Source organism: Kistimonas asteriae (assembly GCF_018263925.1).
Taxonomy (GTDB): Bacteria; Pseudomonadota; Gammaproteobacteria; order Pseudomonadales; family Endozoicomonadaceae; genus Kistimonas; species Kistimonas asteriae.
In genome coordinates, this window is the sequence record NZ_JAEVHF010000022.1 from 41660 (window position 1) to 55904 (window position 14245).

General features: G+C 52.7%; 12 protein-coding genes and 2 pseudogenes. 13 read left to right on the plus strand and 1 reads right to left on the minus strand.

All coding sequences use genetic code 11. The annotated features are described in order from the left end of the window. The first annotated feature begins 11 nt into the window (after positions 1-11). The 8 genes from KHS78_RS19555 to KHS78_RS19590 all read left to right on the plus strand — a co-directional run bounded on the left by KHS78_RS19555 (position 12) and on the right by KHS78_RS19590 (position 8768). Positions 12-962: a DUF58 domain-containing protein gene (locus KHS78_RS19555; protein WP_211830494.1), complete on the plus strand. Its 951-nt coding sequence runs from the start codon at positions 12-14 to the stop codon at positions 960-962. Continuing rightward, on the plus strand, positions 959-1459 hold the full coding sequence (locus KHS78_RS19560) for a DUF4381 domain-containing protein (RefSeq protein ID WP_211830496.1): 501 nt from the start codon (positions 959-961) through the stop codon (positions 1457-1459). The genes KHS78_RS19555 and KHS78_RS19560 overlap by 4 nt, the downstream gene beginning before the upstream one ends. Further along, entirely contained in the window at positions 1452-2471 is a 1020-nt protein-coding gene (locus KHS78_RS19565; protein ID WP_211830498.1) for a vWA domain-containing protein, read from the plus strand. Before KHS78_RS19560 ends, KHS78_RS19565 begins: the two co-directional genes overlap by 8 nt. Next, entirely contained in the window at positions 2472-4376 is a 1905-nt protein-coding gene (locus tag KHS78_RS19570; RefSeq protein WP_211830500.1) for a vWA domain-containing protein, read from the plus strand. Then, on the plus strand, positions 4370-6133 hold the full coding sequence (locus KHS78_RS19575; protein ID WP_211830501.1) for a BatD family protein: 1764 nt from the start codon (positions 4370-4372) through the stop codon (positions 6131-6133). Before KHS78_RS19570 ends, KHS78_RS19575 begins: the two co-directional genes overlap by 7 nt. Positions 6134-6340: 207 nt before the next feature. Continuing rightward, a complete protein-coding gene (gene mmsB / locus KHS78_RS19580) occupies positions 6341-7240 on the plus strand; it encodes a 3-hydroxyisobutyrate dehydrogenase (RefSeq protein WP_211830502.1) in 900 nt (299 codons plus the stop codon). A gap of 120 nt (positions 7241-7360) precedes the next feature. Beyond that, positions 7361-8128 (plus strand): SDR family oxidoreductase, encoded by a 768-nt coding sequence (locus KHS78_RS19585; protein ID WP_211830503.1) that lies wholly within the window; start codon positions 7361-7363, stop codon positions 8126-8128. 214 nt (positions 8129-8342) lie between these two features. After that, the gene (locus KHS78_RS19590) at positions 8343-8768 is read left to right on the plus strand and encodes a hypothetical protein (protein ID WP_211830504.1); all 426 of its coding nucleotides are present in this window, start codon (positions 8343-8345) and stop codon (positions 8766-8768) included. Positions 8769-8856: 88 nt separating this feature from the next. Here the strand turns inward: KHS78_RS19590 and KHS78_RS19595 are convergent, their stop codons facing one another. Continuing rightward, complete coding sequence (locus KHS78_RS19595; RefSeq protein WP_211830505.1) at positions 8857-10587, minus strand: amidohydrolase; 1731 nt, start codon at positions 10585-10587, stop codon at positions 8857-8859. Positions 10588-10858: 271 nt separating this feature from the next. Between KHS78_RS19595 and KHS78_RS22355 the strand changes: the two are divergent. The 5 genes and pseudogenes from KHS78_RS22355 to KHS78_RS19620 all read left to right on the plus strand — a co-directional run bounded on the left by KHS78_RS22355 (position 10859) and on the right by KHS78_RS19620 (position 14196). After that, positions 10859-11635: pseudogene (locus tag KHS78_RS22355) on the plus strand (glycoside hydrolase family 5 protein). Between the two features lie 117 nt (positions 11636-11752). Next, positions 11753-12613 carry a ricin-type beta-trefoil lectin domain protein gene (locus KHS78_RS19610; protein WP_211830510.1) on the plus strand — a complete coding sequence of 287 codons (861 nt, stop codon included), beginning with the start codon at positions 11753-11755 and terminating at the stop codon, positions 12611-12613. A gap of 8 nt (positions 12614-12621) precedes the next feature. After that, positions 12622-12813 (plus strand): annotated as a pseudogene (locus tag KHS78_RS22705) (RICIN domain-containing protein); the annotation flags it as partial. 59 nt (positions 12814-12872) lie between these two features. After that, a complete protein-coding gene (locus KHS78_RS22710; protein WP_425513978.1) occupies positions 12873-13064 on the plus strand; it encodes a hypothetical protein in 192 nt (63 codons plus the stop codon). A gap of 421 nt (positions 13065-13485) precedes the next feature. Next, positions 13486-14196 carry a DUF2927 domain-containing protein gene (locus KHS78_RS19620; RefSeq protein ID WP_211830514.1) on the plus strand — a complete coding sequence of 237 codons (711 nt, stop codon included), beginning with the start codon at positions 13486-13488 and terminating at the stop codon, positions 14194-14196. The last annotated feature ends 49 nt before the right edge of the window (positions 14197-14245 follow it).

A 14245-nucleotide genomic window follows, 5' to 3' on the forward strand; every position in this document is an offset into this window, starting at 1 on the left:
GAGGACGCTTGATGAGCGGCGCTTACACCAGCCTTGAGGAACTGGCCCGACTGCATGTTTCCGCCCGCCGGCTGCCCAGCCTGCGGCAGGGGACGGCACAGGCCCAGCAAAGTGGCGGCCATGCCTCCCGCCTGCGCGGCCGGGGCATGGATTTTGATGAATTCCGAAGCTACCAGCCGGGCGATGATATCCGCACCATTGACTGGCGAGTCACCGCACGGTCCGGGAAACCGCACACTAAGGTGTTTCGTGAAGAGCGGGAAAAACCGGTTTTCTTCCTGTTGGATCAGGGGCAATCCTTGTTCTTTGGCAGCCAGCTGAATTTCAAATCCGTGACCGCAGCAGAAACCCTCGCCTTACTGGCCTGGCAGGCGCTGCATCGTGGTGACCGGGTGGGTGGTTTTCTCTATAACGATACCGAACACCATGAATTCAAACCGCGCCGGGACAAGAAAGCCGTACTGCGATTGCTGCAGCAGGCGACAGACATGAATCACGCCTTAAACCTGAAGCCGGTTACCAGCACGGCTGAGGAAAACACGCTGGTACACGCCCTGCGGCAGACCCGCCGAATCGTGAAGCCCGGCTCCTTGATTGTGATAATCAGTGATTTTCAGTCCCTGGATGATCGTTACCAGCGGCAACTCTCGCTGCTTCACCGGCACAGTGAGGTGCTTGCTATCCAGGTTCAGGATCCCATGGAATCCAACCTGCCACGGGATGGTCTGTATACCATTACCGACGGCGCCCGAAGCCGCCAGCTGGATACCCGTTCAACCCAGAATCGAACCCAGTATGCCCAGGAAGCCACATTCCGGCAGGAACATCTACAGAACACGATGAACCGATTGCATATCCCTCTCCTCTCGCTGAATGCGGCGTTACCGACAGACAAGCAACTATTCGCTGTTCTGCAGGGTACGCCGACACCCCGTCGACGTCAGACGGAGGATACCCGGTGAATCCAACGGATCCCCTGCAGCAGGCGCTGAAGGCACTCCATCCAAACCATCTGCCCGATCCGGTGACCTGGTGGCCACCAGCTCCCGGATGGTGGCTGGCAGCGTTCATTCTTCTGACCGGAGTCGGAATAACCGCCTTCCTACTGTACCGCCACTATGCCCGTAACCGGTATCGCCGGGCGGCTTTACAGGAAAGCCGGCATATCGCCGCAACCCGGGAACACAGCGAAGACAACCATGCGCTGGTCAGCAGTCTCAACCAGCTACTCAAACGGGTAGCGCTGTCAGCCTGGCCACGGGAAACCGTTGCCGCCCTGCATGGCAATGAGTGGCTCGCTTTTCTTGATAAGACGTCTCGTTCGAATGATTTCACAACAGGGCCGGGACAGGTCTTTGGCGATGAACGTTTTGCCCCCGGTGAGTCCACACTGAATCAGACTGAGATTGAACAACTTCAGCGTTTAGTCGAACGCTGGATAAGGAAACACCATGTTTGAGTTGTACTGGCCCTGGATATGGCTGCTATTGCCACTGCCATTGCTGGTGTATCGGTTTACACCTCCTGCAGACGAGCAGCATCAGGCCGCGCTTCAGGTTCCGTTTTACCAGCAGATTGAGCAGGCGCTCCCGGGCGACAGTCCGGCCCATCTCACCCGTAACCTGTGGCGGAAAGGCTTGCTGATCGCCACCTGGTTATTGCTGTTGCTGGCTGCCAGCCAGCCACGTTGGGTAGGCGACCCTGTCAGCCTGCCAGTCACGGGCAGAGACGTGATGATGGCCGTGGATCTCTCCGGCAGTATGGAAATTCAGGATCTTGAACTGCAGGGTGAATCAGTAACACGGCTGGATGTTATCAAACATGTGGTCAGCGATTTCGTGATGCAACGCAAGGGGGATCGTCTGGGCCTGATCCTGTTCGGCACGAATGCTTACCTGCAGACACCCCTGACCTTTGATCTGAAAACTGTCCAGACGTTGCTGAATGAAGCCACCATTGGTATTGCCGGTGAAAAGACCGCGATCGGTGACGCCATCGGCCTGGCGGTACGCCATCTGCGCAAGCGGCCCGAAGACCAGCGTATCCTGATCCTGCTGACCGATGGCGCCAATACGGCAGGCGAGGTGTCACCGGATCAGGCTGCTGAGCTGGCGAAAGAGGAAAAAGTTCGCATCTACACCATCGGTGTCGGCGCCGATGAAATGATCCAGCCCGGCATCTTTGGTTCCAGCTTTGGCGCCAGACGCGTCAATCCCTCTGCGGACCTGGATGAAAACATGCTAACCAAAATCGCAGACCAGACCGGTGGTCGCTACTTCCGGGCGAGAAATACGGAAGAGCTGCAACAGATTTACGGTCTATTGAACCAACTGGAACCCGTTGAACAGAGCAAGGAGACGTTCCGTCCCGTGCAATCGCTCTATTACTGGCCTCTGGCCGCTGCACTGCTCTGCAGTTTTGCGCTGGCGCTGTCCTTCCTCCTGCCCACCATTCGCAGGAGGATACGCTGAATGGACGCGCTGATAACGACACTGACGCAGTTTCACTTTATCCGGCCGCTCTGGTTACTGATGCTGATACCGGCAGCAATAACCGGCTACCTTCTCTGGAAACGCCAATCGCAATCAGGTAGCTGGCAGAAGGTTATCCCCCAGGAACTTTTACGCCACCTGATGCCTGTCAAACCCGTTGGCACCAGCCGCTGGCCATTGATCGGCCTGACACTCGCCTGGATGATTGCGTCAATCGCCCTGGCCGGGCCCACCTGGCGACAAATCTCAACCCCAGTTGAAAAAAGCCTGGCGCCCCTGGTGCTGATCGTGGATTTGTCACGCTCGATGCTGGCGGCAGATACCCAGCCGGACCGATTGACCCGAACCCGACACAAACTGCTGGATATCCTGAAACAACGCAAGGAAGGGCTAACGTCACTGGTCGCCTATGCCGGTGACGCCTATACCGTGGCGCCTCTGACCGATGATAACGGGACACTGGCAAATTTGGTGAAAGCACTGTCGCCTGACATCATGCCGGTGCCCGGCAGTAACCCGGCCAGCGGCATTCAGCAGGCCCTTGACCTGCTCGCCCAGGGCGCTGGGGAATCTGGCTCGCTGCTGTTATTAACGGATGGTATGTCAGCCGCAGATATCGCTAAAGTGAACAAGGTGCTGACGGGGACGAATCATACACTGAACATTATCGGTGTCGGCACTGCTACCGGTGCGCCTGTTCCTGATGCTTACGGTGGTTTCGTTCGCGACACCAAGGGTGCCATCGTCATGAGTCGGCTGGACGCCTCACAACTGCAGACACTGGCAAAACAACACCGTGGCCAATACCGCACCATGAGCATTAACGACAGCGATATCAATGCCCTGCTCCCCAAAACCAACACATTCAGTAAAACTGTTGCCGTGGATCGCCAGTTTGATCGCTGGCACGACGAAGGATTCTGGCTGGTGCTCTTATTACTACCGGTAGTCGCACTGGCTTTCCGACGCGGATGGATACTGCCAATCATTCTTGCCACAACGCTGATCCAACCGGATACCAGCTATGCAGATGTCTGGACCAACCTGTGGGAAACACCGGACCAACAGGCAACCAAATTACTTCAGGAAGGTAAGGCAGAAGAAGCGGCAGATCAGTTCAAGGATCCGCACTGGCAGTCCGAAGCCCAGTATCAGGCTAAAGACTACGAAACAGCCGCTAAGGGATTTGCGGACTGGGACAGTGCCGATGGTTTTTACAACCAGGGTAACGCACTGGCTCGTGCCGGAAAGCTACAGGAATCTCTCGCCGCCTATGAAAAAGCGCTGAAACTGTCACCCGATATGGCCGATGCCAAGAGCAATGCTGAACTGGTAAAGAAACTACTCGAACAACAGCAACAGCAACAGCAACAGCAACAGCAACAGCAACAGCAACAGCAACAGCAACAGCAACAGCAACAGCAACAGCAACAGCAACAGCAACAGCAACAGCAACAGCAACCAGATCAGGGTGACGATCAGGAAACCTCCAGTAAACAAACTGGAAACCAGAAGGGCAATCAAAAACAGGATGAACAGGAACGTTCTGATTCATCGCAGGATGAGTCAGCCAATGACGATAAAGACGCGTCAAATCAGGAAAATTCCTCAGACCAGCAGCAAAAACCCAGGCAAGACGAGCAATCTTCTGAGCAGGAACAAGCTGCCCAATCTCCGACTCAACCTGAACAACAGAATGACCAGCCTCGTGATGATCAGCAGCCCTATGCGACGGATCAAGTACAAGAGCACACCCAGTCTCGTCAGGAAGTCGAAAACTGGTTGAGACGCATACCCGACGATCCCGGCGGTCTGCTGCGCCGGAAGTTCGAACAGCAGCAACAGCAACGCCAACCCGCTCCCCGGGGAGAACAAACATGGTAAGGAAGACTTTCATCACACCCCTGCTGTCCCTCCTGATGGCAGCCATTATGATGCTTTCGGCCACACCGGCACTGGCAACGTTCACAGCCAGTGTCGACCGGACCGTCATCACCCAGAACGAAACGCTGGATCTGACCCTCCGGGTAGACAGCCAGTCGTTCCGCAGCCAGCCTGACACGTCACCGCTGAAAAAGGATTTTGATATCCTCGGCAACCGGCGCAGCAGCCAGTTCCAGATGATCAACGGCAAAACCGAATCCTGGACAGACTGGATTATCACGCTTGCCCCTAAGCGAGCTGGTGCTATCACAATTCCAGCGCTGTCCTATGATGGCGAAATCTCTGCGCCAATCCATATCGATGTCCGCCATGGCAATACGGCCGCTGGCAACACCAATACCGTTTCCCCGGTCTTCATGCAGACGTCGTTAAGCCTTCAGGAACTGTATATTCAACAGCAAACCGTGCTGACTCTGAAAATCTATTACAACACCCAGTTAGTCGGCGACAGCAGCCTGACGCCGCTGGAAGTGAATGGCGCGATTGTTCAGCAACTGGGCGAAGTCAAAAAATACGAAGAACTCGTCAATGGCCGTCGCCACGGGGTGTTTGAAGTGCAATATGCCATCAACCCCCAGGAAAGCGGTACGCTGACAATCCCGTCGCTCAGTTTCACCTCCAGCATTGCTGCCGGCAGTGATCCTTACAATAACTTCTTCTCGATGCAACGGGCGAGACCGGTGCGCGCCCAGTCGGCAGATATCACGCTGGATGTCAAACCAGTGCCTAAAGATTACCCCGCCAATACGCCCTGGCTTCCGGCCAGCAACCTGCGCCTGACCCAGAAATGGAGCAGTAACCCGGATGACCTTAAAGCGGGCGACTCGGTTACCCGAACCCTCATGATTGAAGCAAAAGGCCTTACCGCCGCCCAGCTTCCACCGGTGACGCAGCCTGCCGTGTCTGGCCTGAAAACCTATCCGGACCAAGCGCAAAATGAAGACCTTTCCGGCCCTGATGGCATTACCGGAAAACGTACGGAAGCCACAGCACTGGTTCCTACACATGCTGGCACAATGACACTGCCAGCAATCCACTACACCTGGTTCAATACCACTACAGGCAAGGTTGAACAGGCGAGATTGCCGGCAACAACCATTACCGTTTCACCCGGTAATACACTGGCAACCCCCACTCAGCCAGCACCTGCAACGACCACTACCGTTTTACCGGATAGCACATCACCGCAGACAAACATCCCTCTCGATTTAGGGGCTTCCATCACCAAACAGACTTCCGCCCTGCCCTGGATAATCGCAACGGCTGTTTTTGCGCTGCTTTGGCTGGTAACGCTGGGCTTGTACATCAGAAGTAAAAAGGGTTTGATCAATGATGGGGTTGATCACAGCCACTCACCGATGACATCAGAACATCTTAGCGAAAAAGCCGCATTCCAGCAGCTGCAACAGGCCTGCCAGAGCAACGACCTGTTACAGATCAAGCAGCGATTTATTATTTGGGCTGGCTGCTTCAACAACCTCGACAACCTTTACAGCCTGTCTGCGGCGGCAAATACCTTTCATCATCAGGAATTAAACGATCTATTGAACAGCCTTGAGCAGTCGCTCTACTCTGGTAAACCAGAGAATGCATTCGACAGTGCGCGATTACAGGCGATAGTGTCCAATTTGCGTAAAACATCCGCACACCAAAAGCACCATTCAAAGGATAGTGCTCTCTCACCTATCAATCCCTGACATTGCCTGTGTTATCCGGATTATGAAGCCACATTTCATAATCCGGATGTTTGTCTATCTAATCGCACACACTCACAAGCACCCTGTGTGCGAAACAGTTAATAACAGAAATAGCACTGCAAAGACCATACACTTATAGTTAGATGACGCCTGCCACAACACGGCCGCTGTTCCTGATTGATAGCAACAAGTAAAAGGAGACGCACCATGGCACAGATTGCATTCATCGGACTGGGGAACATGGGAGCCCCCATGGCGATTAACCTGATCAAATCAGGTCATCAACTCACGGTCTTTGACCTTAACCCCGATGCGGTAAAAACCCTGTCCGACCACGGCGCCACGGCGGCAAAACAGGCGACCGACACCGTCAAAGGCGCGGATGTTGTGATCAGTATGCTACCTGCCGGTAAGCATGTTGAAAGCCTGTATCTTGGTGAAACCGCGCTGCTTGATGCGATCAGCACTGACGCACTGATCATTGATTCCAGCACCATTGATGCAGAAACTGCCAAAAAAGTCGCCGCTGCAGCCTCTGCACAGAATAAAGCCTTTATTGATGCCCCCGTATCTGGCGGAACCGCCGGTGCGGCACAGGGTACCCTGTCATTTATGATCGGTGGTGAAAAATCCCATTACGAGCGAGCTCTTCCCATCCTGAAAGCCATGGGCAGCAACCTGTTCCATGCCGGGCAAGCCGGATGCGGCCAGGTTGCAAAAATGTGCAATAACATGCTGCTGGCCATCCAAATGACCGGTACCGCTGAAGCGCTGGCACTGGCGATCCGCAATGGACTCTCCCCGGAAACTGTCTCTGAAATCATGTTGAAAAGTTCTGGGAGAAACTGGTCACTTGAAGTCTACAACCCGGTACCCGGCATCATGGACAATGCACCGGCCTCCAGAGAGTACCAGGGCGGCTTCATGGTCGACCTGATGCTGAAAGATCTGAAGCTGGCACTGGATGCCGCAGCAAGCTCCGGTTCATCAGCCCCCATGGGCAGCTTGGCGCGCAGCCTCTACAACCTCCATGCCAATCAAACCGACCATAATGGACAGTTGGATTTTTCCAGTATCTTCCGCCTTTACAGTAAAGAATTCTCATAATCACACAACTAGAAACTCTGTCGTGTATTGACTATTTACGCTGCTGTCACAACAGCAGCGCATGACTTGGCTGAACACTGATCCCCTGCACTCGATAAGAACAAAAACTGAGGTACTGTTATGAACGACAATCCGTTCGATCTGAGCGGCAAAATCGCCTTGGTTACCGGCGCCAGCCGCGGTATCGGCGAAGCCATTGCCCGACTACTGGCACGTTATAATGCCCATGTCATTGTCACCAGCCGAAAACTGGAAGGCTGTGAAGCCGTCAGCCAAAGCATTCTCGATGAAGGAGGCGCTGCTGAACCGATGGCCTGCCATATCGGAGACACGGATGCCATCCGCCAGACCGTCAGCGCTATCGTAGAAAAACACGGCCGGATCGACATCCTGATCAACAACGCGGCGGCCAACCCCTATTTCGGTGCCATTCTTGATACACCGACCGATGCCTTGCAGAAGACCATTGACGTCAATATTCAAGGCTATTTCATGATGTCTGCGGAAGTTGGCAAGATAATGCGCAGCCAGGGCGGTGGCAGCATTGTGAATGTCGCCTCTGTGAATGGCGTAACACCTGGTCCCTTCCAGGGGATCTACTCCATTTCCAAGGCAGCTGTCATTGCTATGACGAAAGCCTTTGCCCGTGAATGTGCGCCGATGAACATTCGCGTAAACGCACTGCTTCCCGGGCTGACGGATACCAGGTTTGCATCGGCGCTTACCCGCAATGACGCCATGCTCAAACAAATCCTGCCCAAAATTCCCATGAACCGGGCTGCTCAACCGGAGGAAATGGCGGGAACGGTGCTCTATCTGGTGTCTGATGCCGCCAGCTATACAACAGGCACCTGTATAAATGTCGATGGCGGCTATTTGACAACGTGACTTCCCATTAAGAAGGAGTCTGCTGAACTCCTTCTTACACGCTAATCAGTGATTCCCTAACCCAGTTATTACTATTTTGAATCATGTCAATTTGGAAATTGATTTGACACAATACGTACTGACACGATCTATACACCTAACTCCTAAATCCTTACAGTCTCGCTACAACGTTATTCGATCAATGTATAAAGACGTCCAGGGATTAATTGAACACATGAATAAAGTTGTAGCCCTTGTTCTCAGCATGTCATTTCTTTCCGGCTGCGCGACCGGCCTGAATAGTTATCAGGAACATGAAATGCGCTATTACCATGCGAATGGCATGTCTGTTGAAGAAAAGAATCCAACAACCGCTGCTGCGCTGGGCTTCCTTCCGGGTGGCGGATCTTTTTATACCCGCGAACCGGGGCTCGGCGTACTGAATCTTCTGACCTGGCCGCTCTCCATCTTCTGGGATCCGATTAGTGGGTATAATGGTGCATCGGCCATTAACTATTACGCGACCAAGGCAAACATCAAGCGCCTCAAAAACAAAGACCTCCGTCGCCTGGAAGAAAAGCTGCAAACCAAAACCATCAGCATGGAACAATATATGCTGGAGAAGCGTCGCATTGATGACCAATATGATTTTGACGTGTAATCACATTGCATTAAAACGCTAATAAGAAACGTGCGACCTCAACCGTCGCATGTTTCTTTAAGAATTATTCAGACTTGGCAGTCATGCGTTAATTGTTGCTGTTATAGACAGGAACACCACCAATCCAGGTCTGCTCCACCGTTAATTGATGTAAACGACTCGCATTGTCTAACGGGTTATCTGATAACACCACAAAATCAGCATACTTGCCCGCTTCCAGCGATCCCCGGTTGTCCTCCTGAAACACCTGCCAGGCCGCATCAATCGTGATAGCTCGCAGAGCCTGCATGACACTAATCCGCTCTTCCAGGCCTAACACCTGCCCCCCGCTGGTTTCACGTTGAACCGCTGACCATGCCAGCAACAAGGGTTGAATTGGCACGACCGGGGTATCCAGATGGATACTGTAGCGAACACCATAGTCAGCCGCAGACTTCAGAGGACTGATGCGCGCAGCCCTTTCTTCGCCAAGAAAGAGTGCATTGTGACGGTCTCCCCAATAGTAGACATGCGCCGGAAAAAAGCTCGGGGTTACACCCAGCGATTGCATTGTCTCCAGCTGGTCAGAACGACTCATTTGCGCGTGAACAATAACATGACGGGCATCGGGACGAGGTGACTGTTTCTGCGCGGCTTCCACCGCCGAGAGAACGTTATCAATCGCCGCATCTCCATTCGCGTGCAACGCCAGTTGCCACCCCTTGCCATGCCACTCGGAGACGACTGCGCGGAGCTTATCCGCCTTCATCACAGGATCACCGCGATAGTCTGCATTCCGTTCAGAAGGCGTCTTGTGATAGGGCGCCGAGAGATAGCCTGTATATCCCTGGATCGAGCCGTCTGTTGTCAGTTTTAACGCCCCTACTGACAACTTACCCGAGTCATGCCGCGCAATATCACCAGAATCTATCGCACTGGCGAGATCAAGGTCCGGCCAGACAATCACCCGCTGAGGTATAACTCCGAGACGTGACAGCAGGTTCAAGGGACGATAAAAGGACTCCGTCGCCTTCCCACTCTGTACGGTGGTGACGCCCTGACTCACATAGTCATCAACGGATGTCCGTACAATCTTGAGATTATGGAAAGCGGAAAAATCAAAGGCCATATCCCGCACAGGATCATGGGCCGTTTCGAGTAGCAGACCAGTCAGCTCACCCGCTGCATTTCGGACAATTTCACCACCTTCAGGATCAACCGTATCCTGATTGATACCCACGACAGCCTGTGCACGGGAGTTGATGACCGCCATATGCGCTGATACGTGAAGCACAAAGACGGGGTGTTCAGTGGAGACCGTATCCAGCTCTTCTCGCGTCATGAAGCGATGCTCGGCCACCAGCGAATCATCAAACCCATAACCAATCACCCATTCACCCGGCGGGGTATCACGGGCTCGCTCTCGCAGACGTTCCAGTACATCGCCGATCGTCAATACCGTGCCAACAGGCGGACTGGTGACATCCTCAGCAACGGCTTTCAAGCCACTGCCGGGGAAATGACCATGGGCCTCAATAAAGCCTGGTGTCACCGTTTTTCCCTGCAGGTCAATGATATCTGCCTGATCGCTAGCTTGCTGCAATATGGCCTCTTTAGTGCCGGTTGCAACAATACGCTCACCTTCGATGCGAATAGCCTCAACCACGGTATTACTATCATCCATGGTTAATATATGACCGTTAATGAAGACCTGCTCCCCTGCAGGCACTGGATTGAGATACAACCAGAGGCTGCTTGCCGCAAGCGCCAGTAACGCCGCCAGCCCTCCCAGTACCGATAACAACCACACCATCAGACGACGTCTCTGCATTCCAGCCATAACTTCTACCTTATTATTTTTTGCCTGCAGGAAAACACGCCGCCTGAGTGTAACGATGCCATACCTCATTCAGCAAGAGAGGGCACACGGATCCCCTTACATGGCAACGTCAGAGCATTGCATAAGGCCTTCCTGTCATACGTCTGTGTTTTGATCAGCTATAGAAAATCTTAAATAGTACTAACGTGCATTCTTCACTGTTCGACACACCACCTCGGTTGGCAACCCCACCCACGCCTGTACCGGGTACGTCCGCCAACCAGCCAACACAATGACAAGAACAATAACACTGGAGAGAAACAGCCATGTTTCGCATTCGTTGCTGGCAGTTTGCCTTTGTACCTCGCTTTTTATTGCCGGTTGTAAATACAAGCCGGACAACCCTCGCTACATCACCGATGATCAGGGTCGCGCCCTGATACTCCATGATCTCAACACCAGCTCAAGTGCCAAGAGGCACCCGGAGAGAATGCCCTGGATCAGTCAGCCGGATGTCGAGCGTGAAGCCCGTGACTGGGGCTTTAACTTTGTCCGCTTCCTGATTTTCTGGGATGCTATTGAGCCGCAACCCGGCGTCTATGACGAAGCCTACCTGGATAAGGTGGCTGAACGGGTCAAGTGGTATGAGGATCAGGGTATGTATGTCCTGATGGATATGCATCAGGATCTTTACGCATACCCGTTTGGCGGCGACGGCGCACCGCCCTGGGCCACCATCACTGATGGTCTGCCGGCGGAACCCCAATCCCGCTGATGGATCACTTACCTTCAACCGGGTGTAAGCCGCGCCTTTGATCATTTCTGGCAAAATGATTATGGCTTGCAGGATCACTATGCAGATATGTGGACGCACGTAGCCAAACGTTTCAAAGATACGCCCAACGTTATCGGCTATGACCTGATGAATGAGCCCTATGGCGGCACCTATGTCTGGCCCGGGTTTGAAACCTTTCAGCTGCAACCCTTCTATGAGCGGGTCATCAACCGTATCCGTACCGCTGACCAGGATACCTGGCTTTTCATTGAGCCACAGGCGCTGTGGCATTAACTTTGGTGTCGCTTCGACACTGGGTGTCCTTGATGATCCCCGCGAAGGTGAAGAACGACTGGTATATGCCCCCACTTTTACCCGCCCTTTCTTCATGAAGGCGGCGCGTACAGTGACGTGGACAAGTGGTCGTTTGAACCTTGGGGACGGGAGCGTGTCAACGAGCTGAACAAGATGAATATGCCCATTGTGGTCGGTGAATTTGGTATGGGCGCCAATCAGCCGGGTGCCGGTGATTTTATTGATGATGTCACCCTGATGGCTGACTACATGGGCTCAGGCTGGGCCTACTGGTCGAATGACCGTGGCGGCTGGTCGCCTACCGACGGTTCTGACAATGAAACGATCGTCGCCGAGCATTTGACCCGAACCTACCCCAGGGCCATTGCTGGCCAGCCGGTTGACTACTACTTCGAGGCCAAAAGTAAGGCATTCCGCCGGGTTTACGATGAGAAACCCGGTGTAACGGGACCCATCGAAATCTACATTCCGGCCAGCCGTTACTACCAGGATGGCTGGGAACTCTCGGTATCTGATCCCGACGGCAGCTGGCGCAGCGAGTGGGACAGTGAACGGGAAATCCTGAAGTTATGGCTGGATCCCGGTCAGTCCCGTCATGAAGTTCGGATCTCGTCCAAATACAAGAATCTTTACATGAACTATCTGGGCAAATGTATCGACGTCAACCACAGTGGCACCGAGAACGGCACCAATGTCCATCTCTGGAACTGTAACGGCAGCGACGCCCAAGGCTGGGTGATGGATGATGACGGCGCACTGCACAGCAAGGTTGATCCCCGTATGTGCCTGGATGTGTCCGGCGCCCTCCAGCATGAGGGTAATAATATCCAGCTATGGGAATGTAATGGTACCAATGCTCAACGCTGGACTCTGGACTCTGGACACCAACAACGGCGTACTCCGAAGTGCACTGAATCCGGGGAAATGCCTGGATGTCAAAGGTGCAGCCTCACGTAATGGTGCTAATGTGCATCTCTGGATGCTGCCATGGTGATGAGGCGCAGCAGGTCTTGATGAAGGCAGCGCAGCCAGCCATCTACAAACCCCTGAAGAGTGGCGAACGCTGCATGGATATAGCCGGTGCTAACATGGCCAATGGCAGTAATGTCCTGTTGTGGGACTGCCACGATGGTGACAATCAACAATGGCGCTATGAGCCGCTGACAGGCCTGATCATAGCCAGAAGGATCCCGGATATTGCCTTGATAACCGGGGCATGGCCTATGATGGCGGTGAAATCTCAATCTGGCGCTGCACGGATTCCGACAACCTGCGCTTTGACTGGTATGGCAACACACTCCGTAACCGCCATGCCAGCAATATTGCCGTGACGGCAAACAGCCATGAAAATGGTGCAGATATCCGTCAAGCTACATTTGACAATAGTGATATACAAAAATGGCGGTAGTACAGAGGCTTTAAGCAGTACATTTATCATTGAGGGAGAGGCTCTCTTACAGAGCCTTCCCTTTTTTCATAAGGATTGATTATAAATTCAAAGATACATAGGCAATTCAATACTTAGAAAGCATTAATTATCATTAAGAACACCTCATCATTTCTCTGCCGCATGAAAGGGATCAGGCCCCTGCTAGAGACCTTGAAGATATAGCAAAAAAGTCCTTTCCAGAGCCGCTAAAAGTCTCAAGCGCAGTACAGCGACATCTATAATTTCACGAAAGCTGCATTGTTTATCGGATAGGCAAAAATCAGCACACCATGTTAAATGCATGGGGCCATAGATAACACTAAACGTTATAAAAAGGATGTTGACGTTGATCTACAGAGGCCTTTCTTTCAAGGGTGTAATTCTTCTGGCAGGGCTTTTTATGCCTGCCATGTCGGTCGCTCAATATCCCGTCTGGATGGAATCCGAGTATGTTCGTGATGCGTTTTACAGGGTCGCTTTCTTCAATGAGTTTAATGAGGGGAAAGAGCGCCGCTTGCTGAAATGGACATCTCCATTGCATATTCATATTTTCAGCGCGATAGGCGACCCTGAACTCCATGAAAAAATGATTCAAGAACAGATGAATATCCTGACTGAGCATACCCAGTTACCGATGTACATTGAGCCTGAACGTGAACATGCCAACGTACTGATCTACTTCATGAACCAGACGGAGTTCTATCGGGCCATAAATACAGACAAAAACCCTCACTTAAGTCACAGCCTATGCACGTTCAACATTCTGGCTGACCGTAATGGACAAATCGTCAAGGCATGGATTCTCATCCCTGAAGATCTCGCCCGCTCGTACGGAAGATTGCAGTCCTGTGTCATCGAAGAAATGACACAGATCATGGGCCTGACTAACGATGTTGATGACTTATATCCCAGTATTTTCAACGACAGTAGCATCTTTCAGCAACTCACCCCTCTCGACAAATACCTCCTGCACATTCTCTATGACGAGCGCCTCCAGCCGGGTGTTAACTGGAATGACGTTCTCGATATAATTTATCGGGTCATACATACGCAAATTGATGATCCTCATAACCATACAGAAAAGACGCTGTATCTACATACACAACAATAAGTATCTTTTCCCGCCTTGATTTAGTTTGCTTACCCCAAACATTCCACCT

Bases quoted from the DNA above. Each gene is read 5' to 3' on its own strand.
- KHS78_RS19590 (WP_211830504.1), top strand. From the start codon at position 8,343: ATGAATAAAGTTGTAGCCCTTGTTCTCAGCATGTCATTTCTTTCCGGC.
- KHS78_RS19585 (WP_211830503.1), top strand. From the start codon at position 7,361: ATGAACGACAATCCGTTCGATCTGAGCGGCAAAATCGCCTTGGTTACC.
- KHS78_RS22710 (WP_425513978.1), top strand. From the start codon at position 12,873: ATGGCCTATGATGGCGGTGAAATCTCAATCTGGCGCTGCACGGATTCC.
- KHS78_RS19555 (WP_211830494.1), top strand. From the start codon at position 12: ATGAGCGGCGCTTACACCAGCCTTGAGGAACTGGCCCGACTGCATGTT.
- KHS78_RS19595 (WP_211830505.1), bottom strand. From the start codon at position 10,587: ATGGCTGGAATGCAGAGACGTCGTCTGATGGTGTGGTTGTTATCGGTA.
- KHS78_RS19575 (WP_211830501.1), top strand. From the start codon at position 4,370: ATGGTAAGGAAGACTTTCATCACACCCCTGCTGTCCCTCCTGATGGCA.
- KHS78_RS19620 (WP_211830514.1), top strand. From the start codon at position 13,486: ATGCCTGCCATGTCGGTCGCTCAATATCCCGTCTGGATGGAATCCGAG.
- KHS78_RS19565 (WP_211830498.1), top strand. From the start codon at position 1,452: ATGTTTGAGTTGTACTGGCCCTGGATATGGCTGCTATTGCCACTGCCA.
- KHS78_RS19570 (WP_211830500.1), top strand. From the start codon at position 2,472: ATGGACGCGCTGATAACGACACTGACGCAGTTTCACTTTATCCGGCCG.
- mmsB (WP_211830502.1), top strand. From the start codon at position 6,341: ATGGCACAGATTGCATTCATCGGACTGGGGAACATGGGAGCCCCCATG.